Source organism: Pseudonocardia wallangbongensis (assembly GCF_054486945.1).
The window spans coordinates 72,837-97,990 of sequence record NZ_JBRERS010000018.1 but is presented as its reverse complement, the minus strand read 5'-3'; the positions used below and the strand labels follow the sequence as shown (position 1 = coordinate 97,990).

Annotated in this window: 23 protein-coding genes; 9 read left to right on the top strand and 14 right to left on the bottom strand. The window is 72.3% G+C overall.

The window, feature by feature from the left end; translation table 11 throughout:
* From ACU436_RS38815 to ACU436_RS38805, 3 genes are read left to right on the top strand one after another with little or no spacing between them, the layout of a single operon-like run.
* On the top strand, positions 1 to 1,203 hold the full coding sequence (locus tag ACU436_RS38815) for a cytochrome P450 (protein WP_459032115.1): 1,203 nt from the start codon (positions 1 to 3) through the stop codon (positions 1,201 to 1,203).
* Positions 1,204 to 1,245: 42 nt separating this feature from the next.
* The gene (locus tag ACU436_RS38810) at positions 1,246 to 1,674 is read left to right on the top strand and encodes a MerR family transcriptional regulator (RefSeq protein WP_459032114.1); all 429 of its coding nucleotides are present in this window, start codon (positions 1,246 to 1,248) and stop codon (positions 1,672 to 1,674) included.
* Between the two features lie 46 nt (positions 1,675 to 1,720).
* Complete coding sequence (locus ACU436_RS38805) at positions 1,721 to 2,707, top strand: aldo/keto reductase (protein ID WP_459032113.1); 987 nt, start codon at positions 1,721 to 1,723, stop codon at positions 2,705 to 2,707.
* Between the two features lie 570 nt (positions 2,708 to 3,277).
* Here the strand turns inward: ACU436_RS38805 and uvrA are convergent.
* Positions 3,278 to 6,181, bottom strand: coding sequence for an excinuclease ABC subunit UvrA (uvrA, locus tag ACU436_RS38800; RefSeq protein WP_459032112.1), 2,904 nt, complete (start codon positions 6,179 to 6,181; stop codon positions 3,278 to 3,280).
* Between the two features lie 286 nt (positions 6,182 to 6,467).
* Here uvrA and ACU436_RS38795 point away from each other — a divergent pair, with 286 nt between their 5' ends.
* Positions 6,468 to 6,881: an OsmC family protein gene (locus ACU436_RS38795; RefSeq protein ID WP_459032111.1), complete on the top strand. Its 414-nt coding sequence runs from the start codon at positions 6,468 to 6,470 to the stop codon at positions 6,879 to 6,881.
* 149 nt (positions 6,882 to 7,030) lie between these two features.
* Here the strand turns inward: ACU436_RS38795 and ACU436_RS38790 are convergent, their stop codons facing one another.
* From ACU436_RS38790 to ACU436_RS38770, 5 genes are read right to left on the bottom strand one after another with little or no spacing between them, the layout of a single operon-like run.
* Positions 7,031 to 7,732, bottom strand: coding sequence for an ABC transporter ATP-binding protein (locus ACU436_RS38790; RefSeq protein WP_459032110.1), 702 nt, complete (start codon positions 7,730 to 7,732; stop codon positions 7,031 to 7,033).
* Entirely contained in the window at positions 7,729 to 8,562 is an 834-nt protein-coding gene (locus tag ACU436_RS38785) for an ABC transporter ATP-binding protein (RefSeq protein ID WP_459032109.1), read from the bottom strand. The genes ACU436_RS38790 and ACU436_RS38785 overlap by 4 nt, the downstream gene beginning before the upstream one ends.
* The gene (locus tag ACU436_RS38780; protein ID WP_459032108.1) at positions 8,559 to 9,527 is read right to left on the bottom strand and encodes a branched-chain amino acid ABC transporter permease; all 969 of its coding nucleotides are present in this window, start codon (positions 9,525 to 9,527) and stop codon (positions 8,559 to 8,561) included. Before ACU436_RS38780 ends, ACU436_RS38785 begins: the two co-directional genes overlap by 4 nt.
* A gap of 17 nt (positions 9,528 to 9,544) precedes the next feature.
* Positions 9,545 to 10,408: a branched-chain amino acid ABC transporter permease gene (locus ACU436_RS38775; RefSeq protein ID WP_459032107.1), complete on the bottom strand. Its 864-nt coding sequence runs from the start codon at positions 10,406 to 10,408 to the stop codon at positions 9,545 to 9,547.
* The gene (locus ACU436_RS38770) at positions 10,408 to 11,634 is read right to left on the bottom strand and encodes an ABC transporter substrate-binding protein (protein ID WP_459032106.1); all 1,227 of its coding nucleotides are present in this window, start codon (positions 11,632 to 11,634) and stop codon (positions 10,408 to 10,410) included. The genes ACU436_RS38775 and ACU436_RS38770 overlap by 1 nt, the downstream gene beginning before the upstream one ends.
* A gap of 153 nt (positions 11,635 to 11,787) precedes the next feature.
* Here ACU436_RS38770 and ACU436_RS38765 point away from each other — a divergent pair, with 153 nt between their 5' ends.
* The 3 genes from ACU436_RS38765 to ACU436_RS38755 all read left to right on the top strand — a co-directional run bounded on the left by ACU436_RS38765 (position 11,788) and on the right by ACU436_RS38755 (position 13,405).
* A complete protein-coding gene (locus ACU436_RS38765) occupies positions 11,788 to 12,471 on the top strand; it encodes an MBL fold metallo-hydrolase (RefSeq protein ID WP_459032105.1) in 684 nt (227 codons plus the stop codon).
* 213 nt (positions 12,472 to 12,684) lie between these two features.
* On the top strand, positions 12,685 to 12,951 hold the full coding sequence (locus tag ACU436_RS38760; protein ID WP_459032104.1) for a type II toxin-antitoxin system Phd/YefM family antitoxin: 267 nt from the start codon (positions 12,685 to 12,687) through the stop codon (positions 12,949 to 12,951).
* Positions 12,923 to 13,405, top strand: a complete 483-nt coding sequence (locus tag ACU436_RS38755) for a PIN domain-containing protein (protein WP_459032103.1) — start codon at positions 12,923 to 12,925, stop codon at positions 13,403 to 13,405. Before ACU436_RS38760 ends, ACU436_RS38755 begins: the two co-directional genes overlap by 29 nt.
* A 212-nt stretch (positions 13,406 to 13,617) precedes the next feature.
* On the opposite strand, the gene ACU436_RS38750 is transcribed toward ACU436_RS38755, so the two are convergent.
* The 8 genes from ACU436_RS38750 to ACU436_RS38715 form a co-directional block, all read right to left on the bottom strand.
* Positions 13,618 to 15,138 carry a tripartite tricarboxylate transporter permease gene (locus ACU436_RS38750; protein WP_459032102.1) on the bottom strand — a complete coding sequence of 507 codons (1,521 nt, stop codon included), beginning with the start codon at positions 15,136 to 15,138 and terminating at the stop codon, positions 13,618 to 13,620.
* A gap of 16 nt (positions 15,139 to 15,154) precedes the next feature.
* Positions 15,155 to 15,700, bottom strand: a complete 546-nt coding sequence (locus ACU436_RS38745; RefSeq protein ID WP_459032101.1) for a tripartite tricarboxylate transporter TctB family protein — start codon at positions 15,698 to 15,700, stop codon at positions 15,155 to 15,157.
* Positions 15,697 to 16,683: a tripartite tricarboxylate transporter substrate binding protein gene (locus ACU436_RS38740; protein ID WP_459032100.1), complete on the bottom strand. Its 987-nt coding sequence runs from the start codon at positions 16,681 to 16,683 to the stop codon at positions 15,697 to 15,699. The genes ACU436_RS38745 and ACU436_RS38740 overlap by 4 nt, the downstream gene beginning before the upstream one ends.
* Before the next feature lie 48 nt (positions 16,684 to 16,731).
* A complete protein-coding gene (locus ACU436_RS38735; RefSeq protein ID WP_459032099.1) occupies positions 16,732 to 17,730 on the bottom strand; it encodes a hydroxymethylglutaryl-CoA lyase in 999 nt (332 codons plus the stop codon).
* The gene (locus ACU436_RS38730; protein WP_459032098.1) at positions 17,730 to 18,920 is read right to left on the bottom strand and encodes a CaiB/BaiF CoA transferase family protein; all 1,191 of its coding nucleotides are present in this window, start codon (positions 18,918 to 18,920) and stop codon (positions 17,730 to 17,732) included. The genes ACU436_RS38735 and ACU436_RS38730 overlap by 1 nt, the downstream gene beginning before the upstream one ends.
* A gap of 67 nt (positions 18,921 to 18,987) precedes the next feature.
* The gene (locus tag ACU436_RS38725; RefSeq protein WP_459032097.1) at positions 18,988 to 19,767 is read right to left on the bottom strand and encodes an IclR family transcriptional regulator; all 780 of its coding nucleotides are present in this window, start codon (positions 19,765 to 19,767) and stop codon (positions 18,988 to 18,990) included.
* 195 nt (positions 19,768 to 19,962) lie between these two features.
* Positions 19,963 to 20,367, bottom strand: coding sequence for a VOC family protein (locus ACU436_RS38720; protein WP_459032096.1), 405 nt, complete (start codon positions 20,365 to 20,367; stop codon positions 19,963 to 19,965).
* Between the two features lie 136 nt (positions 20,368 to 20,503).
* Entirely contained in the window at positions 20,504 to 21,406 is a 903-nt protein-coding gene (locus ACU436_RS38715) for a hypothetical protein (protein ID WP_459032095.1), read from the bottom strand.
* Positions 21,407 to 21,717: 311 nt separating this feature from the next.
* On the opposite strand from ACU436_RS38715, the gene ACU436_RS38710 reads away from it, so the two are divergent.
* Positions 21,718 to 23,010, top strand: a complete 1,293-nt coding sequence (locus tag ACU436_RS38710; RefSeq protein WP_459032094.1) for an LCP family protein — start codon at positions 21,718 to 21,720, stop codon at positions 23,008 to 23,010.
* A 27-nt stretch (positions 23,011 to 23,037) separates the two neighbouring features.
* Complete coding sequence (locus ACU436_RS38705) at positions 23,038 to 25,116, top strand: S9 family peptidase (protein WP_459032093.1); 2,079 nt, start codon at positions 23,038 to 23,040, stop codon at positions 25,114 to 25,116.
* Positions 25,117 to 25,154: the final 38 nt, after the last annotated feature.

The window sequence follows — 25,154 nt, the reverse complement described above, 5'->3', positions numbered from 1 at the left end:
ATGACCGAGACCGTCGCCCCGCGCGTCACCACCCTCCCGACCCTGCGCCACCCGGACCGGCCCTTCGACCCGCCCGCCGAGCTCGCCGGGATCCGCGAGCGGCACCCGCTCGTCCGGATGACCTACCCGGACGGCCACGACGGCTGGCTCGCCACCGGCTACCAGTCCGTGCGCGCCGTCCTCGCGGACCGCCGCTTCAGCAGCCGCTACGAGCTCATGCACCTGCCGATCCCGATGGAGGGCGCTCCGCCCCAGCTGCCGACGGCCACGGTCGGCGACCTCACCGGGATCGACCCACCCGAGCACACGCGCCTGCGGCGCCTGCTCGTCGGCTACTTCACCGTGCGCCGGATGCGGGCGCTCACGGAGCGGGTGGAGGAGATCACCGCGGCACGGCTGGACGCCATGGAGCGCAGGGGCGGGCCGGTGGACCTGGTGACGGCGTTCGCGTCGCCGATCCCCGCGCTCGCCATCTGCGAGCTGCTCGGCGTGCCCTACGCGGACCGCGACACGTTCCAGCGCCACGTCCACACGCTCACCGACATGACCACCGCACCGGAGGAGAAGGCCGCGGCCGTCGATGCCCTCCACGCGTGCCTGCTCGACCTGGTGCGGGCCAAGCGGGCTGCACCCGGCGAGGACGTCCTCAGCAGCCTCACCGGCACCGACCTCTCCGACGACGAGCTCGCCGGCACCGGCGCCTTCCTGCTCAGCGCGGGCCTCGACACCACGGCGAACATGCTCGGTCTCGGCACGTTCGCGCTGCTCAGCCACCCCACCCAACTGGCCGTGCTGCGCTCCGACCCCGGGATCGTCGACGGTGCCGTAGAAGAGCTGCTGCGCTTCCTGACGATCACCCACACCAACGTCCGGGCCGCGCTGGAGGACGTCGAGGTGGAGGGGCAGCCGATCCGGGCGGGCGAGAGCGTCACGGTCTCGATGCAGGCCGCGAACCGCGACCCCGCGCAGTACCCGGACCCGGACACCCTCGACCTGCGCCGGCGCGCCACCGGCCACCTGACCCTGGGCCACGGCATCCACCAGTGCCTCGGCCAGCAGCTGGCGCGCGTCGAGATGCGGGTGGCCTTCCCCGCGCTGCTCTCCCGGTTCCCGACGCTGCGGCTGGACTGCGACGCGGCCGACGTGCCACTTCGCACCGACTCCAACATCTATGGCGTGCACCACCTCCCCGTCGCCTGGTAGCAGCTTGCTTTGGAGCGCGCTCGAAGGCCTACCGTCGTAGCCATGACCGCATCGGTGGACGCCGCGCTGGACCGCCTGAAGAGGCAGGACGAGGCGGTGCCCTCCCCGGGCGCGACGCTGACGATCGCCGAGATGGCCGAGCGCACCGGCGTCTCCGCCCACACGCTGCGGTACTACGAGCGGATCGGACTGCTCTCGGTCGCCCGCGACGCCGCGGGCTACCGGCTGTACAGCACGGGCGACTACGCCCGCGTGGTGTTCCTCAACCGGATGCGGATGACGGGGATGTCCATCCGCGACCTGCAGCGCTACATCGCCCTCGTCGCCGCGGGCGACGTCAGCGTGCCGGAGCGGCGGGAGCTGCTCGTCGCGCACCGCGACGCGGTCCGGGCGCAGATCCAGGAGCTCACGTTCGCGCTCCAGACCGTCGAGTTCAAGATCGCCGCGTACGGCGGGTACGCCGAGCCGTAATCCGCCACTCGTCCGTTCCTCTTCCCTTTCACCTCAGGAGACACCTGTGTCCCTACCCACCCGTGCCCTCGGTCCCCTCCCCGTGAGCACGCTCGGCCTCGGCTGCATGGGCATGAGCTTCGCGTACGGCACCGCCGACCGCGGCGAGGCGGTCGCGACCCTGCACCGGGCCCTCGACCTCGGAGTCACCCTCCTCGACACCGCCGACATGTACGGCCAAGGCGCCAACGAGGAGCTGCTCGCCACCGTGCTCGCGGACCGGCGTCACGAGGTCACGCTCGCCACCAAGTTCGGCATCCTGACCGGCGAGGACGGCTATCCGAGCGGCGTCGACGGAAGCCCCGCCCACGCGCGCCGGGCGTGCGACGCGTCCCTGCGCCGGCTCGGCGTCGACCACATCGACCTGTACTACCTGCACCGGCCCGACCCCGAGGTGCCGATCGAGGAGACCGTCGGCGCGATGGCCGAGCTCGTCGCGGCCGGGAAGGTGCGTCACCTCGGGCTCTCCGAGAGCTCCGCGGAGACGATCCGGCGCGCCGCGGCCGTGCACCCGATCGCGGCCGTGCAGTCGGAGTGGTCGGTGTTCAGCCGCGACATCGAGCGAGCCGTCCTGCCGGCGTGCCGGGAGCTCGGCATCGGCCTGGTGCCCTACAGCCCGCTCGGGCGGGGCCTGCTCACCGGCACCCTGCCCGTCGAGTTCGCCGACGACGACTTCCGCCGCACCCTGCCGCGGTTCCAGCAGGAGAACCTCGAGCGCAACCTCGAGATCGTCGGGGTGGTCCGGGAGATCGCCGCGGCCCACGGCGCCACGCCGGGGCAGGCCGCGCTGGCGTGGCTGCTCGCACAGGGCGAGGACGTCGTCCCCATCCCAGGGACGAAGCGCGTCCGCTACCTGGAGGAGAACGCCGGCGCGCTCGACGTCACCCTCACGCCGGCCGACCTGGCCCGCCTCGACGCCCTGCGCCCCGCGGGCGACCGCTACGCCGACATGACGTGGGTGGAGCGCGACACCCGAGAAGGAGCCATGCGCTGAGTTGTCGCGACTGCACGAACGGCACTTTCGTCCAATAGAGCGGGACGAACGTGCCGTTCGTGCAACAGGAGCGCTTCCTGGAGGTGCACGGCCGAGGCTCGCTCGGATCCGCCGCTGGTGATCCATCCGAGATGCGGGGAACCGCCCCCACGAGGACGCGAACCGTGGTCTCGGAACGATCAAGGCCGCATGATCGCTCCGAACTGCGCCGGATCGCCCCGGCCAGGGCGCTGAACGCGATCTCGCAACGATCATGCTCGGGTCGCACCTCGACCACTAGGTGACCACACGCGGTCGACGAGCACCCGAGGTGAGTGCTCCGTACCCAGGGCCGGGAGGCAGGACGAGCATCTCGCAGAGCGCCCACACGATCGGTAGTCCTCCAGCCGGCCCCGCCCGTCACCGCAGCGCGCAACGCGCCACATGCCCACCCGCGTGCCCGGGGCGAGTCCACGACAGTGCGGCGGGGCCGGCCGCATCACATCTCCGACAGGCCAACGCGAGGCACACCCGGAAATCCGCCAACCCCACCAACCCGCGCCCCCACGAAGGTGCGTACGAGAGCGCGAATCAGCTCGCGGCGGCTGCCTTCTTGCGGCGGGGTGCCTTCGGGGCCTCCGGCGTGACCAGGCCCTTCAGGAACTGGCCCGTGTAGCTCGCCTCGTCGGCGGCCACCTGCTCCGGGGTGCCCTGCGCGATGACCGTGCCACCGCCCGAGCCGCCCTCCGGCCCCATGTCGATGAGCCAGTCGGACGTCTTGATGACGTCGAGGTTGTGCTCGATGACGATCACCGAGTTGCCCTTGTCGACCAGCCCGTTGATCACGTCGAGGAGCTTGCGGATGTCCTCGAAGTGCAGGCCCGTGGTGGGCTCGTCGAGGATGTAGATCGTGCGGCCGTTGGACCGCTTCTGCAGCTCCGAGGCGAGCTTGACGCGCTGCGCCTCGCCGCCGGACAGGGTGGGCGCGGGCTGTCCGAGCCGGACGTACCCCAGGCCGACGTCGACGAGGGTGCGCAGATACCGGGCGATCGAGTTGATCGGCGCGAAGAACTCGGCGGCCTCCTCGATGGGCATGTCGAGGACGTCGGCGACCGTCTTGCCCTTGTAGTGCACCTCCAGGGTCTCCCGGTTGTACCGGGCGCCCTTGCAGACCTCGCAGGGCACGTAGACGTCGGGCAGGAAGTTCATCTCGATCTTGATGGTGCCGTCACCGGAGCACGCCTCGCAGCGGCCGCCCTTGACGTTGAACGAGAACCGGCCCGCCTGGTAGCCACGCACCTTCGCCTCGGTGGTGGACGCGAACAACGTGCGGATCTTGTCCCAGACGCCCGTGTAGGTGGCCGGGTTGGACCGCGGGGTGCGGCCGATCGGCGACTGGTCGACCCGCACCAGCTTGTCGAGCCCGTCGAGCCCGGTGATCCGGGTGTGGCGCCCCGGCACCTGGCGGGCGCCGTTGAGCTTGTTGGCGAGCACGGTGGCGAGGATGTCGTTGATCAGCGTGGACTTGCCCGATCCGGACACCCCGGTGACCGACACCAGGCAGCCGAGCGGGATGTCGACGTCGATGCCGCGCAGGTTGTGCTCGCGCGCCCCGACGATCGTGAGCTGCCGCTTCCGGTCGCGCGGGCGGCGGATGTCGGGCACCGGGATCGAGCGGCGGCCGGACAGGTAGGCGCCGGTGAGCGACGTGTCGTGCGCCTCCAGCTCCGCGACCGTGCCGCTGTGGACGATCTGACCACCGTGCTCCCCCGCCCCCGGGCCGATGTCGACGATCCAGTCGGCGTGCCGGATGGTGTCCTCGTCGTGCTCGACGACGATGAGCGTGTTGCCGAGGGCGCGCAGCCGGGAGAGGGTCTCGATGAGCCGCCGGTTGTCGCGCTGGTGGAGCCCGATCGACGGCTCGTCGAGGACGTAGAGCACGCCGACGAGACCGGAGCCGATCTGCGTGGCCAGCCGGATGCGCTGCGCCTCACCGCCGGACAGGGTGCCCGCGGCGCGGTCGAGCGAGAGGTAGTCGAGCCCGACGTCGAGCAGGAAGCCCAGCCGCGCCTGCACCTCCTTGAGCACCCGCCCCGCGATCGCGGTCTGCCGCGCGTCGAGCCGCATCCCGTCGAGGAACTCGGAGCACTCGCCCACCGACATCGCGGTGACCTCGGCGATGGACCGTTCCCCCTGCGTGCGGTGGGCCAGCGTGACGGCCAGCACCTCGGGCCGCAGGCGCGCCCCCTTGCACGCCGGGCAGGGCACGTCGCGCATGTACCCCTCGTACTTCTCGCGCGCGTACTCGGAGTCGGTCTGGTCGAGCCGCCGCTCCAGGAACGGGACAACGCCCTCGAAGTTGGCGTAGTACGAGCGCTCGCGCCCGTACCGGTTGCGGTAGCGGACGTGCACCTGGTCCTGGGTGCCGTGCAGCACCGCCTTCTGCGCCGCGGCGCCCAGCTTGCGCCACGGCGTGTCCATGCGGAAGCCGACCGCGCGGGACAGCCCGTCCAGCAGGCGCCCGAAGTACTCCGCGGACTGCCCGCCCGCCCACGGCGCGATGGCACCCTCCTCGAGGGACCGCTCCGGGTCGGGCACCACGAGCTCGGGGTCGACCTCCTTCTTGATCCCGATGCCGGTGCACTCGGGGCACGCGCCGTAGGGCGAGTTGAAGGAGAACGTGCGCGGCTCGAGGTCGTCGAGCGAGAGCGGGTGGCCGTTGGGGCAGGCCATCCGCTCGGAGAAGCGGACCTCGCGGTGCGGGTCGTCGTCGGGGAGGTCGACGAAGTCGAGCACGACAAGCCCGTCGGCCAGCCGGAGCGCCGTCTCCACCGAGTCGGTGAGCCGCTGCTTGGCCGACTCCTTGACGGTGAGCCGGTCGACCACCACGGAGATGTCGTGCTTCTCCTGCTTCTTGAGCTTGGGCGGGTCGGTGAGCGGGTGGATCGTGCCGTCGACCATCACGCGGGAGTAGCCCTGCGCCTGCAGGTTGGAGAACAGGTCGACGAACTCGCCCTTGCGGGTGCGCACCACCGGCGCCAGCACCTGGAACCGGCTGCCCTCCTCCATGGCGAGCACCTGGTCGACGATCTGCTGGGGGGTCTGCTTCTCGATGACGTGGCCGCACACCGGGCAGTGCGGCACGCCCGCGCGGGCGTAGAGCAGGCGCAGGTAGTCGTAGACCTCGGTGATGGTGCCGACCGTGGACCGCGGGTTGCGGTTGGTGGACTTCTGGTCGATCGAGACGGCCGGCGACAGGCCCTCGATGAAGTCGACGTCGGGCTTGTCCATCTGCCCGAGGAACTGCCGCGCGTACGCCGAGAGCGACTCGACGTAGCGGCGCTGCCCCTCGGCGAAGATGGTGTCGAACGCGAGGCTGGACTTGCCCGACCCGGAAAGGCCGGTGAACACCACGAGGCTGTCGCGCGGCAGGTCGAGGTCGACGCCGCGGAGGTTGTGCTCGCGGGCGCCGCGTACTACCAGACGGTCGGCCACGGTGGTGAAGCCTCCTGAGATGCGGGTGCAGGGCCGAGAGAGGCCCTCGATCCATGCTAGGCGCGGCCACCGACAGAACCGGTGCGCCGGCCCGGCGACGGCCGCCGGGGAGCCGGGCAGCCACAAGGAGGATCGCACACACGTTCGATCAACTACCGGACGGGTACCCACCGGCAGCGCCGCCCCCGCGTCACACACCAACTTCGGTGCCGGCACACCAACTGCTGTTCATGTGCCGCCACCACGGTTGGTGTGCGAGCGAGATCCGGGGTTCTACGCTGACCCGGTGGGAGAGCCGAACGTCTGGTCCGTCGCCTGCCTGCCGACGCCCGAGAGCGACGCCGCCGACCTCGTCGTCAACGGGTTCGAGCTGAGTTGCGCGGTGCCGGACGGCACCGGGGCCGAGCCGCCCGGCGCCACCCCGTTCGGCCTGCTCGCGGCGTCCCTCTCGGCGTGCACGGCCATGTCCGTGCGCACGTTCCTGCAGCGCTGGCACATCGACCCCGGCGCCGTCACCGTGCACGTGGGCGTGCACCCGACCGCGCCGCCGATGCTCGACCGGCGCGTCACGGTGGACGGCGAGGTGGGCACCGACCTGCGGGAGCAGCTCGCGGCAGTGGTGGACGGCACGCCCGTCACGGTGCTGCTGCGCGACGCGGTGACGATCCGCACGGTGCTGACGACGGGTGGGCGCACCTGAGGCGCTCGCCGCGCCGGCACACGAGCCACTTCACGCATCCAGCATTGGCTTCACACAAAAGCCGGCCTTCTGTGAAGCCGGTCCTGGGTGTGTGAAGTCTCGTGCGCGAGGGCGGAGGCTGCATCACGGCCGCATCGGCGGCGCGGTGGTCACGCCACGCCGAGCAGGCGGTACGCCGTGTCCGGGTCGCGGCGGAACTCCGGCGTCGGCACCCGGTGCACGAGCACACCCTTCTCCATCACCGCGATCTCCCCGGCCACCGCGAAGGCCAGGTGCAGGTCCTGCTCGACGATCAGCACCGCCACCCCCTCGTCGCGCATGGTCGTGACGACGCCGGCGATCTGGTCGACGATCGCCGGCGCGAGCCCCTCGGACGGCTCGTCGAGCAGCACGAGCCGCGGGTTCGTCAGCAGCGCCCGCGCGACGGCGAGCATCTGCTGCTCGCCACCGGAGAGCTGGCCCGCGAGGTGCCGGCGGCGCTCGCCGAGCCGGGGCAGCAGGTCGAGCACGGTGTCGACGGTCCAGGTGCCCGCGCGCGAGCGGGACGAGAGGGCGAGGTGCTCGGCCACGGTCAGCGTCGCCCACACCCGCCGCCCCTGCGGGACGAGCGCCACCCCGGCCCGCGCGACCAGGTCCGGCCGCTGCCCGGCCAGCTCGTGGCCGTCCAGGAGCACCGATCCCGCGGACGGCGGCACGAGCCCGGCCAGCGTCATGATCAGCGTCGACTTGCCGACGCCGTTGCGCCCGAGCAGTCCGAGCACCGCGCCCGCGTCCAGGTCGAGGTCGACCCCGTGCAGCACGACACCCCGGTCGTACCCGGAGACCAGCCCGCGGACCTCGAGGAAACTCATGTGAAGAACAGCTCCTCCCGCCGCCCGGCCCCCAGGTACGCCTCGCGCACGGTCTCGCTCGCACGCACCTCGTCGGGCGTGCCGGAGAGCAGCACGCGCCCGAGGTGCAGAACGGTGACGGAGTCGGCGAGGGAGAACACCAGGTCCAGGTCGTGCTCCACGAACAGCACCGTGATCTCCGCCGGCAGCGCCGCGAGCAGCTCGAGCAGCCGCGCGCTCTCGGCGGGCGACATCCCGGCCGCGGGCTCGTCCAGCAGCAGCAGCGACGGGCGGCAGGCCAGCGCGAGCGCCACCTCCAGCTGCTTGCGCTCGCCGTGTGAGAGGGCCGGCACGGGTACGTCGCGGCGGTCGGCGAGCCCGACCTCGGCGAGCAGCTCCTCGCACGTCCTCGCTGCGCTCGGCCGCGCGCTTCGCGCGGGCGCTGTGACATCGACTCGCTCGCAAGCTCGCTCATCGGCCCGCTCCCGCACCGCCGGGCGCCGGCGCGGGAACGGCGAGATCCGCCCGCCCCCGTGCCGGGCCGCCGCCAGCGCGACCGTCTCGGCCGCCGTCATCGAACCGAACAGGCTCGCGTGCTGCATCGTCTGGCTCATCCCGAGCCGGCAGCGCGCCACCTCCGACAGCCGGGTGACGTCGCGGCCGGCCAGCTCCACGGTGCCGGCGTGCGCCCGCATCGTGCCGGTGACGAGCTTGAACAGGGTGGACTTCCCGGCGCCGTTCGGCCCGATCAGCGCGTGCCGCGCGCCCGGCTCGACGGTGATGTCGACGCCGTCGACGGCCTTGAGCGCGCCGAAGGAGCGGCCGAGGCCCGTGCAGCGCAGCGCGGTCACGACGGCCTCCTGCGCAGCCGGATCCCCGCCGCGCCGCGCGGCAGCAGGTAGACGACCAGCACGAACACCGCGCCCAGCACGAGCGTGCCGTGGCCGCCGAGGCTGGGGCCGAGCGCGTCGCGGATCACGATGACGAGCGCCGCGCCCAGGCAGGCGCCCCAGAGCGACCCGGCCCCGCCGATGACCACGGCGAGCAGCGCGAACGCCGCCGTGGCGAAGCCGAGGTCGGGCAGCGCGACGAGCCGCGCCTGCGCGGCGAGCAGCGAGCCCGCGAGCCCGGCGACCCCACCGGCGAGCACGAACACCGCGTACTTGTAGAGCGCCGTCGGGTAGCCGATCGCCCGCATCCGCGCCTCGTTGTCCCGGATCCCGCGCAACGCGGCCCCGAACGGCGAGCGCGCCACCAGCCAGACCAGCGCGAACCCGAGCAGGAACACCGCGAGCACGTACCAAAAGGTGAACCCGGCGTTGGTGAGCGGCGCCCCGCCGATGCGCACCGACGGGATCCCGGTGAGCCCGTTCGCGCCGCCGGTGACGGAGTCCCACGCGTTGCCCAGCTGCTGCACGGTCTCGCCGATGGCGAGCGTGAGCATCAGGAAGAACACGCCCGCGCTGCGCACCGTGATCCACCCGGTGAGCGCGGCGGCCACCGCACCGACCGCGGCCCCGGCCAGCAGCGGCACCGGAGCCTCCGCCGTCACGTTGATCGACACCCAGCCGGCGGCGTAGGCGCCTGCGCCGAAGTAGGCCGCGTGGCCGAGCGACGGGAGCCCCGTCACGCCCACGAGCAGGTCGAGGCTCACCGCGAACAGCGCGAACACCAGGATGCGGGTGAGCGTGGTGGTGGCGAACGGCGCGAGGAAGAGCGGCACGGCCGCGAGCACGACGACCACGGCCACCGTGACGATCCAGGCCCGGCCCCGCGGCGCCCGCGGGGTGACCGCCGGCGCGCCACCCGGAACCATGGGGGCCTCCACCGCGGTCACCGGGCACCGACCGCCGCGGGCCCGCCGAACAGGCCCTGCGGCCGCAGCACCAGCACGAGGGCGAGCGCCGCGAACAGCACGAACGAGGCCAGCTCCGGTAGCAGCATCCGGCCGAGGGTGTCGACCTGCCCGATGATCAGCGCCCCGACCAGCGCGCCGCGCACCGAGCCGAGCCCGCCGATCACGACGACCACCAGCGCCAGGATGAGCACGGTGGCGTCGAGGCCCGGCCGGGCGCCGTAGATCGGCCCGCCGAGCACGCCCGCGGTGGTGGCGAGCAGCGACCCGACGGCGAACACGGCGGTGGTGACGAGGCGGTTGTCGACGCCGATGGTCGCCACCATGTCCCGGTCGGCCACCGTGGCCCGCACGAGCGCGCCGACCCGGGTGCGTTCCACGACCAGGTACACCGCGACCGCCAGCACCGCGCCGACGCCGATCAGCACGAGCCGGTAGGCCGGGTAGACCGCGCCGAACACGGTGACCGAGCCGTCCAGCGCGGGCGGGGCGGCCACCGACAGCGGGTCGTCCCCGAACGCGATGATCAACAGCTCGGCCACCACGAACGCCACCCCGAGCGTGAGGAGCGCCTGGTCCAGGTGCGAGCGCCGGCGCAACGGCCCCGTCATCAGCGACAGCACCGCCCCGGCGAGGAGCCCGCCCACCGCCGCGATCGCGAGCGCGCCGAGGAACCCGCCCCAGCTCCCGGAGAGGGCCGCGCCGAGGTAGGCCCCGCCGAGGAAGAGCGCGCCGTGGGCGAGGTTCAGCACGTCCATCATCCCGAACACGAGCGACAGCCCGACCGCGAGGATGAACAGCAGGAACCCCACGGAGAGCCCGTTGAGGACGGAGACGAGCATCAGACCGCCGCTGGCTGGCTCTGCGGACCGAGATCCTCCATCACGGCGTTCACCAGCGTGCCGCCGACGTTCTCGACCTTGCGCAGGTAGATGTTCTGCCGCGGCGTCTGGTTCTCGAACGCCCACGGGCCGCGCGGGCTGTCGTCGATCGTGCCGATGCCACCGAGCGCGGTGGCGAGGGCGTCACCGTCGAGGGCGGTGGCACTGCCCATGGCCCGGTGCAGCACGTTCGCCGCGTCGAAGGTGGCCATCGAGAAGCAGCTCGGCGCCTCGCCGTGGGCCGTGGTGTAGGCGTCGACGAACGCCTTGTTGGTCGGGTTGTCCAGCTGGTCGCTGTAGTGCAGCGTGTTCTGCACGCCGAGCGCGGCGTCGCCCTGCTCGGGCAGCACGTTCCCCTCGGTGAGGAAGCCCGAGCCGTAGAGCGGGATCGACCCGGCGAGCCCGAACTGCGCGTACTGGCGGACGAACGTGATCGCCTCGGAGCCGGAGAAGAAGCAGAACGTCGCCCGCGCCCCCGAGTCCTGGATCCCCGTGAGGAAGGGCTGGTAGTCCGACGTGGTGCCGAACGGCGTCTTCACCTCGCCGACCACCCGGCCGCCACCGGCCTCGAACGCCCGCTTGAAGTGCTCGATCACCTCGGTGCCCGCCGCGTAGTCGGGCGCGATCGCGTAGACGCCCTCCGAGAAGCCCGCCTCGGCGAGGTGGGCGCCCATCGCGGCGGAGATCTGCCCGTTGGTGAACGAGGTGCGCCAGACGTACGGGGTACCCCCCGGGCCCGTGACGTCCTCCGCCCCTGCGTTGGTGACGATCAGCAGCTTGCGCGACTCCGCCATCACGTCCCGCACGCCGAGCGCGGTGGCCGAGTTGACCAGGCCGACGACCACGTCGACCCCGTCGCTCTGCAGCACCTTCTGCACCGCGGGCACGCCCGTCTGCGGGGTCTCGCCCTCGTCCGCGACCACGGTCTCGACGCTGTGGTCGCCGAACTTGCCGCCGTTCTGGTCCAGCCAGAGCTGCCAGCCGCGCTGCATGTCCGTGCCGAGGGCCGCGTAGACGCCGGACTGGGGCACCACGAGCCCGACCTTGATCGTGCCCCCGCCCCCACCGGCGGCGTCCCCGCCGTCCGAGCCGCCGACGCTGCTGCCGCACGCCGAGAGGACCGGAACGGAGGCGGCGGCACCGAACAGGCCGAGGAGACGTCGTCGGGTGAGCGGGTGGGGATCCATCGCTGACAGCTCCTCATCGAACTCGTCTTGCCCGGGGGTCGAGTGTCGACGGATCGTTGTCGAGCGACCGTTCTGCTGTCAACGATTCGGGTGAACCTCGCATCCCGCCGCGATCCGATCGTGACGGACACGGGGCCCCACTAGGCTGTGGGGGTGGACGTCCTCGACAGCTACTCCGGCCATGTCGACCCGGGCGGCGCGGCCATCCGCCGCGACCTCGAAGCCCTCAGGATCACCAAGATCTCGGTGGGCCCGATGGACAACAACGCCTACCTACTGGTGTGCCGCGCCACGAACGAGGCGCTGCTGGTCGACGCCGCGAACGAGCCCGACCGGCTCGCCGACCTCGTCGGCGCCGACGACGGCCGTCCCGAGCTGAACCACCTGGTCACCACCCACCAGCACTACGACCACTGGCAGGCCCTCGGCGCCGTGGCCGGCATGTTCCAGACCCGGCAGATCGCGCACCCGCTCGACGCCCCCGAACTGCCGATCCCGATGGACGTGCTGGTCGAGCAGGGCGACACCATCGGCTTCGGCGAGATCGAGCTCGAGGTGGTGCACCTGCGCGGCCACACCCCCGGCTCGATCGCGCTCGTCTACCGCGACCCGGCCGCCGGTGGCCACCCGCACGTCTTCACCGGCGACTCCCTCTTCCCCGGCGGGCACGGGAAGACCACGACGCCCGAGGACCACATCCAGCTCATGGACGACCTCGAGGAGCGGGTCTTCGGCCCGCTCCCGGACGAGACGTGGGTCTACCCCGGCCACGGCGACGACACGACCCTCGGCCGCGAGCGCCCAGGCCTCGGGGAGTGGCGCGAACGCGGCTGGTGACGCCGGCGGACCCGTGATGATCGCCGCGAGATCGGCGGGTGCGCCCATGCGAGAGCGCTCGCACCGACCTCGGACGGATCACCGGCCGATGATCCGTCCGAGATCCGGGGATCCGTCCCGCGATGGGCGAGCGGGCGAACCTCGGACGGATCGTGCAGGCCCGAGGTGCCACGGTGTGGCACCGGGTAGCACACCGCGCTAAGATTTGGTGTCGTGAGCCAGCCCGAGATCACGCAGCGCGACCTTCGACAGCGGTCGAAAGAGATCATGGATGCAGTCGAAGGCGGCCAGTCGTTCACCGTCACCCGGGACGGCCACGAGATCGGGGAGCTGATCCCGCTGCGTCGGCGTCGACGCTTCGTCGCCCGGGAGGAGTTCGCTGCCATGTCGCACAACGCCGCGACCATCGACGTCGCGGGCCTTCGCGCCGATCAGGACGCTGCCGCCGATCATGAACTTACTGATCCCTATGCACGGTAGCGCCCATGATCGAGGCCTCCTCGACACGAACATCCTGATCCTTCGCCGCTGGATCGATTCGGACGAACTGCCGAAGGAAATGGCGATCTGCGCTGTGACACTCGCCGAGCTCTCCGCCGGCCCGCACCAGGTACGACCGAACAGCGAGCAGGACGACTACGACGAGTACGCGGAACGCGCCCGCCGCCTCGACGTACTCCAACGGGCCGAACACGAGTTCGATCCCATCCCGTTCAGCGCCGAGGCGGCCAGGACCTACGGGCGAGTCACTGCAGCAGTTGTCTCCGCCGGACGGAAGCCGCGACGGCGGATCGCCGATCTGATGATCGCCGCCACCGCGATCGCTGAGGAGCTGCCGCTGTTCACGACGAACCCCGACGACTTCGAGGGACTTCTGGGCCTGCTCACCGTCGTGCCGGTCACCCGCCCGCCCGTGCCCAGCGGACGCCGCTGACCGCGGTCGCGTGTTCACCGCTGAGACGACTCGCTCTTCCCCGGCGGTCACCGGAAGGCCACGACCACCGAGGACCACCTCCAGCTGATGGACGACCTGGAGGAGCCTTCGGCCGATCAAGGTGCGGGTCGACCTCGATCCCACCCCTGGCCGCTACCTCCTGACCGGGGACTGGCGGGAACGCGGCTGGTGACGCCGGAACGGCCGAGCGCTCATCGCGCACCCCCACCCACGGGGTTCGACCGGACGTACCTGGCGCGCACCCCCATCACCAACGGGGCCAGCACTCCGAGGGTGATCAGGATCAGCAGGCCGAGCGACAGCGGCCGGTCCAGGAACGTGGTCCAGTCGCCGTTGGCGATGAGCAGTGCCCGACGCAGGTTGAGCTCCAGCAGCGGCAGCAGCACGGCGGCGAGGATGGCCGGGGTCAGCGGGAAGTCGTTCTCCTGCATCAGGTATCCGATCAGACCGATGACGATCAGCAGGATCAGGGAGAAGAAGCTGAACGTCAGCGCGTAGGCCCCGAGCATCACGAACGCCACCACGCCGCTGTAGAGCAGCGGCGGCGGCACCTTCAGCAGGTTGATGAACAGGCGCACCATCGGCAGGTTCAGCACCAGCAGCATCGCGTTGCCCACCAGCATCGACGCCACGATGGTCCACACGAGGGGGCCGTCGGTCTGGAAGAGCTGCGGGCCGGGCTGCAGCCCGTACATCTGGAACACGAACAGCAGCAGCGCGGTGGTCGCCGAGCCGGGGATGGCCAGTGCCAGCATGGGCACCATGGCCCCGCCGACCCCGGCGTTGTTCGCCGTCTCCGGTCCGGCGACGCCCTCGATCGCGCCCTTGCCGAACAGCGCGCGACGCTCCCCCTTGGCGACCCGGCGCTCCAGGGAGTAGGAGGCGAAGGAGCCGAGGGTGGGCCCGAGCCCCGGCATCACGCCGGCGAAGAAGCCGACCAGGGTCCCGCGGGCGTAGGGCGCGGCGGACCGGCGCAGGTCCTGCTTGTTCATCCACGCTCGTTGCACGCTGATGGCCTTCGACGCCGTGCGCTCGCCCAGCGACAGGTGGCGCAGCGCCTCGGGAACGGCGAACAGGGCCATGGCCAGCAGGGCGATGTCGACGCCGTCGGAGAGCTCGATCGAGCCGAAGGTCCAGCGCTCGACGGAGTCCTGGGGGTCCAGGCCGATGGTGCCGATGCACATGCCGACCAGCACCGAGACCAGCGCCTTGATCTTCGACCCGGTCATCAGGGACGTGGTCAGCGCCAGCGCACCCACCAGCAGGACGGCGTACTCGGCGGCTCCGATGGAGGTGGACACGTCCACCAGCACCGGGGACAGGAACACCAGCCCCAGCACGGCGATCGAGCCGCCGACGAAGGAACCGACCGCCGAGGTGGCCAACGCCGGCCCGGCCTGCCCGTTGCGGGCCATCTGGTAGCCGTCGAGCGCGGTGACCGCGGATGCGATCTCCCCGGGCGTCCGGATCAGGATCGACGTGATCGACCCGCCGTACATGGCCCCGTAGTAGACCCCCGAGAGCAGGATCAGCCCGGACGTGGCGTCGAGCCCGAACGAGAGCGGGATCAGCAGGGCGATCGCGGTGATCGGCCCCAGCCCGGGCAGCACCCCGACGATGGTGCCGATCAGCACCCCGAGGAAGACGAACATCAGGTTCGTCGGGGTCAGCGCCCCGGCGAGCCCGGCGAGGAGTCCGTTCAGCGCGTCCATGCCAGCCCTCCCCGGTTCAGCCCAGCACGCCGGCGGGCAGCTGGACGCCGAGCAGCTCGGTGAACCCGAAGTAGACGACCACGGCGAAGACCACCGCGAAGATCAGGTTGCGTTTCCACCGCGCCCGGTCGATCACGGTGACCATGACGCCCAGGTACAGCGCGGTGGCGAGCATGTAGCCCAGCGGGACGAAGGCGAGCGCGTAGCCGATGAACAGCGCGACCACCACGGCGAGCCGTCGCCACGGCACGGGCGGTTCCTCCTGGTGGACCAGCTGCTCCACGGTCTCCACCCCGCCGTCGTTCCCCGCCTCGACGACCCGGTCCCGCCCGCGCCACCCGATGACCGCCAGCACGAGGCCCGCGATGATCAGCAGGACGCTCAGCGCCGTCGGCAGGGTGGCCGGGCCGACCCCGGGATCCGGGCGTACCGGATCCTCGATACCCCGGGCGGCGACGAGCAGCACCGTGCCGGCGCCGGCGACCACCAGGCCGGAGACGGCGTCGCGCCGGCCCGATCGCCGGTTGGGGGCTCGGCTCTCCGTCGGCGGGGGTGCCGTCACTGCGGGCCGATCTTCTCGAAGGCGGCGGTCACCTGCTGGTTCGTCTTGTCGAGGTAGGTCTTCAGCTCGTCGCCGACCATGAACGTCGTGACCCACTGGTTCCTCTCGGCCGCCGCGGCCCACGACGGGGACTCGACGACCTTCCGGAGGGCGTCCTGCCAGTACCCGACGGCGTAGTCGGGCATCCCGGGCGGACCGTAGATGCCACGCCAGTTGGAGATGGTCACGTCGAAGCCCTGCTCCACGGCCGTGGGCACGTCGGGCAGGCCCGGGAGCCGGTCCTCGCCGATCACGGCCAGGGCCCGCAGCTCGCCGGACCCGATCAGCGGGAGGAACTCGCTGGTGCCGGCGATGGCCACCTGGATGTCGCCCGACAAGAGCGCCGCGCTCTGGTCACCGCCGCCCTCGTAGGCGACGAAGTTGATCTTTGAGGCGTCGCCGCCGGCGGCGTCCACCAGCAGGGCGAACGGGAGCTGGTCGTCCGACGCCGCACCCACGGGCACCGACCCCGGATCCGCGACGACGGCCTGGAGCACCGACCGCAGGTCCTGGTACGGGGCGCCCGCATTCGTGACCACCACGAAGTACTCGGAGATCAGCCGGGCGAGCATCGTGACGTCGTCCACGTTGTAGTCCGACTGGCCCCGGGCGTTGTTCGTCATCATCACCAGCGAGGTGACCGAGACCTGGTCGTCGGCTCCGGCGTGCCGCTTGACCATCTGCTCGGTCCAGACCGCCGACGCGGCGCCGGGCCGGTTCTCGATCGGCATGGGGACGTCGACGATGCCCTCCTTCTGGAGGACCTCCACCAGGGTGCGCATCGTCAGGTCGAACCCGCTCCCCGGGTCGGCCCCGACGCTCATGGTGATCGGGCTGCTGGGGTAGTCCTCGGCGTTCCCGCCTCCGGATCCGCCACCGCCGGAGCATGCGGCCACGACCATGCCGACCACGAGCGCCATTGCCAGGACGGGCATCTTCTTCATGGGTGCGATTCCTTCAGGGAGGGCGATGTACTGCGGGAGTCCGTTCTGCTACCCACGGGTGAGCACCTGCCGGGTCGGCGGGGTGTGCAGGACCCAGGACGGGTCCGCCTTCTCGAACGAGGACTCGAGCGGGTGGCGTACCGCGGTGCCGACCGGCCCGCGCGCGATCCGGATCAGGGCGTCGAGGTCGACGCCGGTGTCGATGCCGAGCAGCGACAGCAGGTGCACCAGCTCCTCGGTGGCGATGTTGCCGGTGGCGCCGGGGGCGTAGGGGCAGCCGCCGAGGCCACCGATCGACGAGTCGTAGTGGGTGACGCCCGCGGCCAGCCCGGCGAGCACGTTCGCCATGCCCAGGCCGCGGGTGTTGTGCAGGTGCAGGGTGATGGCGACCTCGGGGAAGGCGTCCCGCAGCCGGGCGGACATGTCGTGGACGTGGGCGGGGTCGGCCAGGCCCGCGGTGTCGGCCAACGTGACGTGCCGGACCCCGGCGCCGGCGTACAGCTCCACCACCCAGGCCACCCGCTCGAAGCTGGTGCGGCCCTCGAACGGGCACCCCAGGGCGGTCGCCAGGCCGCCGACCAGCTGCACGTCGTTCGCCAATCCGAGCTCGATCGCGGGCCGGATCTGCTCGAACGCGGCCGCGGTGGGGCGGTTGCCGTTGGCGATGCTGTGCGCGTCGGTCGTCGACAGCATGAGCTCCCAGACGTCGGCGTCGAACTCCAGCGCCCGCTGGGCGCCCTTGAGGTTGGGGACGAGCACCGAGTACGCGACGCCGGGAGCCTTGGTGTAGCCGGCCATCACCTCGGCGGCGTCGGCCAGCTGCGGCACCGCGTCCGGGCGCACGAACGAGGTCAGCTGCACCGCGGGGACCCCGGTGGCGGACAGCGCGTCGATGATCGCGACCTTGTCCGCGGTCTCGATCACACCGGGCTCGAGCTGGAAGCCGTCCCGCGGGCCGACCTCCTGGATGCGCACGCTCGCGGGCAGGGCGAACGGCAGGGCGCCGCCACCTGCCGCGTAGTCCCGGGCGGAGTCGAACGTCGCCATCAGATGATTCCCTTCTCGCGGAGGCCCTTGATCTCCTCCGGGGACAGGCCGAGACCGGTCAGCACGTCCTCGGTGTGCTCACCCAGGGCCGGGCCGGCGTTGCGGATACCGCCGGGGTTCCGGCTGAACTTCGGCACCACCCCGGGCAGGGTCACCGTGCCCAGCTGGGGGTGTGCGACCTCGACGAGCATGTCGCGCGCCGCGTAGTGCTCGTCGGCGAAGATGTCCGGCGCGCTGTACACGGAGGAGTGCGGAACGCTGAACTCGTCCAGCCGGGCCTCGAGGTCGCTGCGCGTGAGCTGCCGCGTCCAGTCCGCCATGGTCCGGTTCATCTCGTCGCGCCGCTCCAGGCGGGCCCGGTTGGTGGAGTACCGGGCGTCGGTCAGCATGTCCTCCCGGTCCATGGCGCGGGCGAGGCGGGCGAACGTGCGCTCGGTGCTGGTCACGATGACCACCCACTGGCCGTCCTTGGACTCGTAGATCCCGGCGGGCGACGACGCCGCCAGCTCGTTCCCGGTGCGCTCCCGCACGGTGCCCAGGACGTCGTACTCGGCCACGACCACCTCGAGCATGCGGAAGATCGACTCGTACAGGGCGACATCGACCTCGTCGACGGGTCCCCCTGCGACCTTCAGCTGGTAGATCGCGGCCAGCGCCCCCATCGCCGCGTACATGCCCGTCAGGTAGTCCACGAGGGACACCGAGGGGAGCACCGGCGGCCGATCGGGGAACCCGCTGATGTGGGCGTACCCGCTGTACGCGGTGGCGGGGGTCCCGAACCCGGCCTTGCCCCTGTTGGGCCCGCTCTGCCCGTACCCGCTGACCCGCACGATGACCAGGTCCGGATTGGCCTCCCGCAGCCGCTCCGCCCCCAGCCCCCACCGGTTGAGGGTGCCCGGGCGGAAGTTCTCGATGAGCACGTCCTGGTCGGCGAGCAGCCGGACCAGCAGCTCCTGCCCCCGTGGGTCCTTGAGGTCGAGCGTCATGCTGCGCTTGTTGCGGGCCGACGCGGCCCAGGTCAGGGAGGTCTCCCCGGAGAAGGGGCCCAGCGCCCGCAACGGGTCGCCCGCGCCCGGCATCTCGACCTTCAGCACGTCGGCGCCCATGTCCCCGAGCAGCGCCGCGGCGAAGGGGCCGGCGAAGACGGTGGCGATGTCGAGGACGCGGAGGCCGGTCAGGGGACCGCTCACGTCGGCTCCCCTCCGACGCTCGTCGCGAGCCTCCGCTCGAGGCGCTGTGCCCATGATCCGCTCTCGCTCATGTGATCGACTCCTGGGACGTCGACGAGCCGGCGTCGCGGCCCAGTTCGGTGGAGATGGCGGCCGCCGCGGCGCAGATCTGTTCGACGACGGCCGAGCGGCGCGCGTCATCGGCCAGCCTGGTCGCGGTGCTGGAGACGACGAGCGCGGCGATGACGTCGTCGTGGCGGTCGCGGATCGGCACGGACACCGCCGAGGTCTCCGGGTCGCGCTCGCCGGCGCTGAACTCCCAGCCCTGCTCGCGCACCCGGCGCAGCCGCTCCCGGTAGCTCTGCGGGTCCCAGGACGTGCCCGGGTGCTCCGCGGCGCTGCGCCCGGCGAGCTCGAGAGCGGTCCGCTCGCCGAGCCATGCCACCAGCACCCGGCTGCTGGCTCCGAGGTGGATGGGCAGTGGCACCCCGAGCTGCCCCATGGTCCGGACCGTGCGACGACCGACGACCATCTCCACCGGGACCCGGCTGTGGCCGGTCAGGATCTGCAGCTCCACGGTCTCGCCGGTCGCATCGCGCAGCTCCTTCATGTGCGGCAGGGCGAGTGCGCGCACCTCGACACCCTCGGAGACCCGGGCGCCGAGCTGGAGCAGCCTGGTGCCGAGCCGGTAGGCCCGGCCGTCGACGCCGAGCAGGCGGTGCTCGGCCATGGCGCCCATGAGCCGGTACGCGGTCGGGGCACTGATGCCGGTCCGCGCGGCGACCTCCGGTGGCTCCAGGCGAGCCGTCCCGTCGGCGAAGGCGTCGAGGATCGCCATCACCTTGTCGAGAACACCGACGCTGGTCACTTCTCTCCATTATGTGGACAGCCGCTTCACATGATGGAGCGCAAAGTACCCACCGCGAACGGTCGCAACCACCCCTACCGACCAGTAACTTCAAGGCGCCGCAGTTCCGCGGCCGTCACACACCAACCGTGGTGCTCCCACACGAACTGCAGTTGGTGTGCGAGCGCCGAAGTTGGTGTGTGACGGGCCGGGGGCTCAGGCGCGCACGAGGCAGAACGGGTGACCCGCCGGGTCGAGGTACACCCGGAAGTTCTGCGGGGCCGGCTGCACCTCGTGCTTGCGGGCACCGATCGCCAGGACCTGCCGCTCACCCTCGTCGAGGTCGGGCACGTCGAAGTCGATGTGCAACTGCTGGGGCGCGTCCTGGCCCGGCCAGCGGGGCGGGGAGTAGCCGGACGCGACCTTCTGGAAGGCCAGCGCGGCGCCGCGGCCGTCGGGCGGGTCGAGCTGGACCCAGCCGTCGGACTGGCCCGGCGGCTCGAAGGGCCAGCCGGTGAGGGCGCTGTAGAAGCCGGCGAGGGCCACCGGGTCGGGGCAGTCGAGCGCGACGACGCTGAAGCGGGCGACGCCGGCAGCCGGCGCGTTCTCGGAAGTGGTCACGCGCCGGACGGTAGAGGCGGCCGCCGACATCCGCCCGCCGCCCACCATGCCGTCGCGACCGCCGGCATGGTGGCCGTGCTGCCGTGTTGCGCCGGCACGGCCACCACGCCGGTGGCGGAGATCCGCCGTGAGACCCTCAGCCGCCCAGCGCCAGGCGGTTGACGTCGGTGACACGGCAGTCCGCGGGGCCGGGCTGCGCCCGCCCGTTGACGGTGCCGCTCGCCTGCGGGCCCGACAGGACCATGCTCTGCCCCGGCTCGACGGCCGTGGAGATCGCGTGGATCTCGCCGACGCGGGGACCACCCTGGTCGTTCACGGTGACGGTGATGTTGTACGACTGCCGCTGGTCGCTGTGGTTGGTGATCTCCAGCGTGGCCTCGGCACTCGTGACGCCATCCTGGCTCACCACCGTGCAGTCGCGGACGGCCACGTCCTGCGCCGCGGCCTCGTCGCCGGTGAGCGGGGTCTCCGACCCGGGCGAAGCGGCCACCTGGGCCGTCATGGCGACGACGATCGCACCGGCGCACAGGACGATGCCGATGCCGGCGAGGACCTTCCGGGTGCCCACGAGCGCGATCACCGCGAGCAGGATTCCGACCGCGGCGAGGCCGATCGTCAGGTACTTCAGGACGAGGATCGACGAGCCCACGAGGACGCCCGCGACGCCGGCGATGATCCCGATGATCCCGAGGACGAGGGCCGTCCAGGCCAGGGCCTCGAACCGCGTCCTCCGGACGAAGATCGGCGGTGCGGGCACGGCCGGGCGGCCGGGGGCTCCCGGCTGGGTCCGCGCCTGCGCCCGGCGGAGCTCTTCCTCCGCGGCGTGCCGGCCGGACTGCGGGTCCCCGCCCTGGGGCCGGTACGGCTGGTCCGGGTACGGCTGCTGCTGCTGTTGCTCGGGGTTCACCGGCCACGGGCGCAGGTGCTGCCCGGGGGCCACCGGCGGGTGCACCGGCTGGTTCGGCTGTTGGTGGGGCTCCTGCGGGTACGGCCGTTCGGGGAACGCCGACTTCTGCTGGGAATTGTGGGGAGCGGTCATCACGAACGTCCGTTCTGCGCTGTGATCTTGCCGTGCATTACCTCGATCTCTGTCAGGAGCCGTTACGGGCGGGCACGATCCGGGCACGGTCCGGCGCGAACGACCGTCGCGCGGACGTCTTTCGGCGCTGCCTGTGCAGTGCGGTCATCAACGTGTCTCCCCCCGTGGCAAGCCTGGTAGGCGGCGACCCTAGCGCGTTGATCATGGATTGGTCACCGACCGTATGATTTCAACTCGCAAACATGCTGTGACGTGCACCGTTCGGAGCAGCGGCGTCGAACGATGCGTGACTAAAGTGGACCGGAGCCGCTGTGGCGGCCGAGCAGCCCCGGGCGGTCACGGCGCTGGTCCAGGCGCAGGGCGGCCGCGGTGACCCGGAGTGCAACATGGACGCGAGACGCACGGTGCGCGCAGCCGTCCGCGTCGTCATCGCACTCGTGTCGGCCGCCACACTCGTCGCCACCGGGTTCGTCTGGTCGCTGCACCAGCGCGTCGACACGGCGGCCGTGAGCAGCACCGAGGCGATCCCGACCCCGCGCGCCACGCCGGCGGGCGAGTCGTTCACGGCGCTGCTGGTCGGCCTTGACGCGCGCACCGACGCGCAGGGCCGGCCGCTGCCGGCCGCGATGCTCGACGCCCTGCACGCGGGCCCGGACGAGGGCCAGCTGCACACCGACACGATCATCCTCGTGCACGTCCCGGCCACGCCGGGCGAGCGCGCGGTCGCCATCTCCATCCCGCGGGACTCGTTCGTGCCGATCGCGGGCGGCCGTGGCACCCACAAGATCAATTCCGCGTACCGGCGCGGCATGGAGGCCGCCGAGGAGTCGCTGCGGGCACAGGGCATCGACGGTGCGGACCTCGACCGGCGCGCCCGCGAGTCCGGCCGGCGCACGCTGGTCGCCACGGTGGAGCAGCTGACCGGCGCCCGGATCGACCACTTCGCCGAGATCGGGATGGCCGGGTTCGTCGAGCTCACCGAGGCGCTCGGCGGGGTGCCGGTGTGCCTGAAGGCCCCCGTCCGCGACTCCTACTCCGGCGTCGACCTCCCGGCGGGCCAGCACCTCGTCAGCGGCGCGTCCGCGCTCGCCTTCGTGCGGCAGCGCCACGGGCTCGAGGACGGCGACCTCGACCGCATCGCCCGCCAGCAGGCCTTCGCCGCCGGCCTGGCCCAGCGGGTCCTCGCGGCGAGCACGATCACCGACCCCGCACGCGTGGCGCGCCTCGTGGACATCGCCACGCGCTACGTCGTCCTGGACAGCGGCTGGGACCTCGAGCAGGCGATCTCCCAGCTCCGCCAGGTCTCCGCGAACGCGCTGACGTTCCGCACCATCCCCACCGGCCGGCCCGACCTGCGAACCCCCGTCGACGGCATCGCCGTGCAGATCGACCGCGACGACGTGCGGAGCTTCGTCGGGTCGCTGCTCGGTCCGGTCGCCACCACTCCGGCCCGGCCCGAGCCGCCCACCACGGCACACCCCGCCGCGGACGACGACCCGATCACGGTGCAGCCGGCCGACGAGCCCGACGCCGGCGGAAGCACGGCACCGCCGACGAGTGGCCGTCCGGTGATCACTGCGGAGGGCGTGCCCTGCGTCGACTGACGACTGTTCGGGGCACACTGACCTCCCGTGACCGACAGCTTCCCGCGCCGGCAGGCCCGCACCCGTCGCTTCACCCTCGGCGCCCCGCGCGGCGTCACCGTCTCCCCCGACGGCGAGCGCGTGGTGTTCCTGCGCAGCCGCGGTGGCACCGACCCCGTCACCTGCCTCTGGACGCTGGACCTCGACAACGGGGAGGAACGGCTCGTCGCCGACCCGCGCGAGCTCGAGGGCGCCCCCGAGGAGGACCTGCCGGCCGAGGAGAAGGCCCGCCGCGAACGCAGCCGTGAACAGGCCGGGGGCGTGGTCGGCTACGCCACCGACCGGCCCGTCACCACGGCCGCGTTCACGCTCTCCGGCCGGCTCTACCTCGCGGACTTCGCCGGCGGGTTCGGCCCGCGCCTCGTGGACACCGCCGCCGGTGTGATCGACCCGCGGCCCGACCCCTACGGGCGCGCCGTCGCGTTCGTCCGCGGTGGGGCGCTGCACGTCCACGACGTCGCCTCCCGCATCACGACCGCTCTCGCCGAGCCGGACGGCCCGCACGTCACGTACGGCCTCGCCGACTTCGTCGCGGCCGAGGAGATGGGCCGGATGCGCGGCTACTGGTGGGCACCGGACGGCGAGTCGCTGCTGGTGGCGCGGGTGGACGACGCCATGGTGCGGCGCTGGCACATCGCCGACCCGGCCAACCCGGAGAGCGAGCCCGCCGTCGTCGCCTACCCCGCGGCGGGCACACCGAACGCCCGGGTGACCCTCGAGGTGATCGCGCTCGACGGCACGGTGGTGCCGGTGCGGTGGGACACCGAGCGGGACGAGTACCTCGCCGACGCCGTCTGGGACGGCCACGGCCTGTTGATCGTCGTGCAGCCACGGGACCAGCGGGCCCTGCGCGTGCTCCGCGTCGACCCGGCCACCGGGGCGACGACACCCGTGCGGGAGCAGACCGACCCGGTCTGGGTCGACATCGTCCCCGGGGTGCCCGCGCACACCGCGTCGGGCGCGCTCGTGACGGTCGGCGACGTCGAGGGCAGCCTGCGGCTCCTCGTCGACGGGGAGCCGGTGACGCCCGCATCCCTGCAGGTGCGCGACGTCGCGGACGTCGACGGCGACGTCGTGCTGTTCCGCGCGAGCGAGGAGCCCACGTCGATCGGCCTCTGGACGTGGGGTCCCGACGGGGTCACCGCCGTCGCGACCGGTGCGGGTGTGCGCAGCGGTCGGCTCGCCGCGGGCACCCTCGTGGTCACCCGGCAGGACCTCGGCACCGACGGCACGACCACCACCGTCCACCGGGGCGGGGCCCAGCACACGATCCCCTCGTTCGCCGACCTCCCCGGCCTCACCCCGCGCGTCGCGCTGCTCAGCGCGGGCGAGCGCGCCTTGCGCACGGCCGTGCTGCTCCCGTCCGACCACGAGCCGGGCACGCGGCTACCGGTCCTCATGGACCCCTACGGCGGCCCGCACTCCCAGCGCGTGCTCGCCGCCCGCGGCGCGTTCCTGACCAGCCAGTGGTTCGCCGACCAGGGCTTCGCGGTGGTGGTCGTCGACGGGCGCGGCACGCCGGGGCGCGGGCCGGCGTTCGACCGGGCGGTCCACGGGGACCTCGCGGGCCCGGTGCTGCAGGACCAGGTCGACGCGCTGCACGCCGTGGCCGAACGCCACCCGGACCTCGACCTCACCCGCGTCGGGATCCGCGGCTGGTCCTTCGGCGGGTACCTCGCCGCCCTCGCCGTGCTGCGCCGCCCGGACGTCTTCCACGCGGCGGTGGCCGGCGCCCCCGTCACGGACTGGGCGCTGTACGACACCCACTACACCGAGCGCTACCTCGGCCGGCCGGACACCGACCCGGAGGCCTACGAGCGCTCGTCGCTCATCGCCGACGCGCACCGCCTCACCCGGCCGCTGCTGCTCGTGCACGGCCTCGCCGACGACAACGTCGTGGCCGCCCACACCCTGCGCCTGTCCTCGGCCCTGCTCGCCGCGGGCCGGCCGCACAGCGTGCTGCCGCTGTCCGGGGTCACGCACATGACGCCGCAGGAGGTCGTGGCGGAGAACCTCCTGCTGCTGCAGGTGCAGTTCCTGAAGCAGGCCCTCACCCCCGGGTCGTGAGTGGATACGAGTGCTGGAGCACCCGTATCCACTCACGG

Coding starts and splice junctions, on each gene's coding strand:
- ACU436_RS38735 (WP_459032099.1), bottom strand. CDS start 17,730: ATGGCGACGTTCGACTCCGCCCGGGACTACGCGGCAGGTGGCGGCGCC.
- ACU436_RS38740 (WP_459032100.1), bottom strand. CDS start 16,683: ATGAAGAAGATGCCCGTCCTGGCAATGGCGCTCGTGGTCGGCATGGTC.
- ACU436_RS38775 (WP_459032107.1), bottom strand. CDS start 10,408: ATGCTCGTCTCCGTCCTCAACGGGCTCTCCGTGGGGTTCCTGCTGTTC.
- ACU436_RS38755 (WP_459032103.1), top strand. CDS start 12,923: ATGAACTTACTGATCCCTATGCACGGTAGCGCCCATGATCGAGGCCTC.
- ACU436_RS38810 (WP_459032114.1), top strand. CDS start 1,246: ATGACCGCATCGGTGGACGCCGCGCTGGACCGCCTGAAGAGGCAGGAC.
- ACU436_RS38780 (WP_459032108.1), bottom strand. CDS start 9,527: ATGGTTCCGGGTGGCGCGCCGGCGGTCACCCCGCGGGCGCCGCGGGGC.
- ACU436_RS38770 (WP_459032106.1), bottom strand. CDS start 11,634: ATGGATCCCCACCCGCTCACCCGACGACGTCTCCTCGGCCTGTTCGGT.
- ACU436_RS38715 (WP_459032095.1), bottom strand. CDS start 21,406: ATGACCGCTCCCCACAATTCCCAGCAGAAGTCGGCGTTCCCCGAACGG.
- ACU436_RS38750 (WP_459032102.1), bottom strand. CDS start 15,138: ATGGACGCGCTGAACGGACTCCTCGCCGGGCTCGCCGGGGCGCTGACC.
- ACU436_RS38815 (WP_459032115.1), top strand. CDS start 1: ATGACCGAGACCGTCGCCCCGCGCGTCACCACCCTCCCGACCCTGCGC.
- ACU436_RS38790 (WP_459032110.1), bottom strand. CDS start 7,732: ATGAGTTTCCTCGAGGTCCGCGGGCTGGTCTCCGGGTACGACCGGGGT.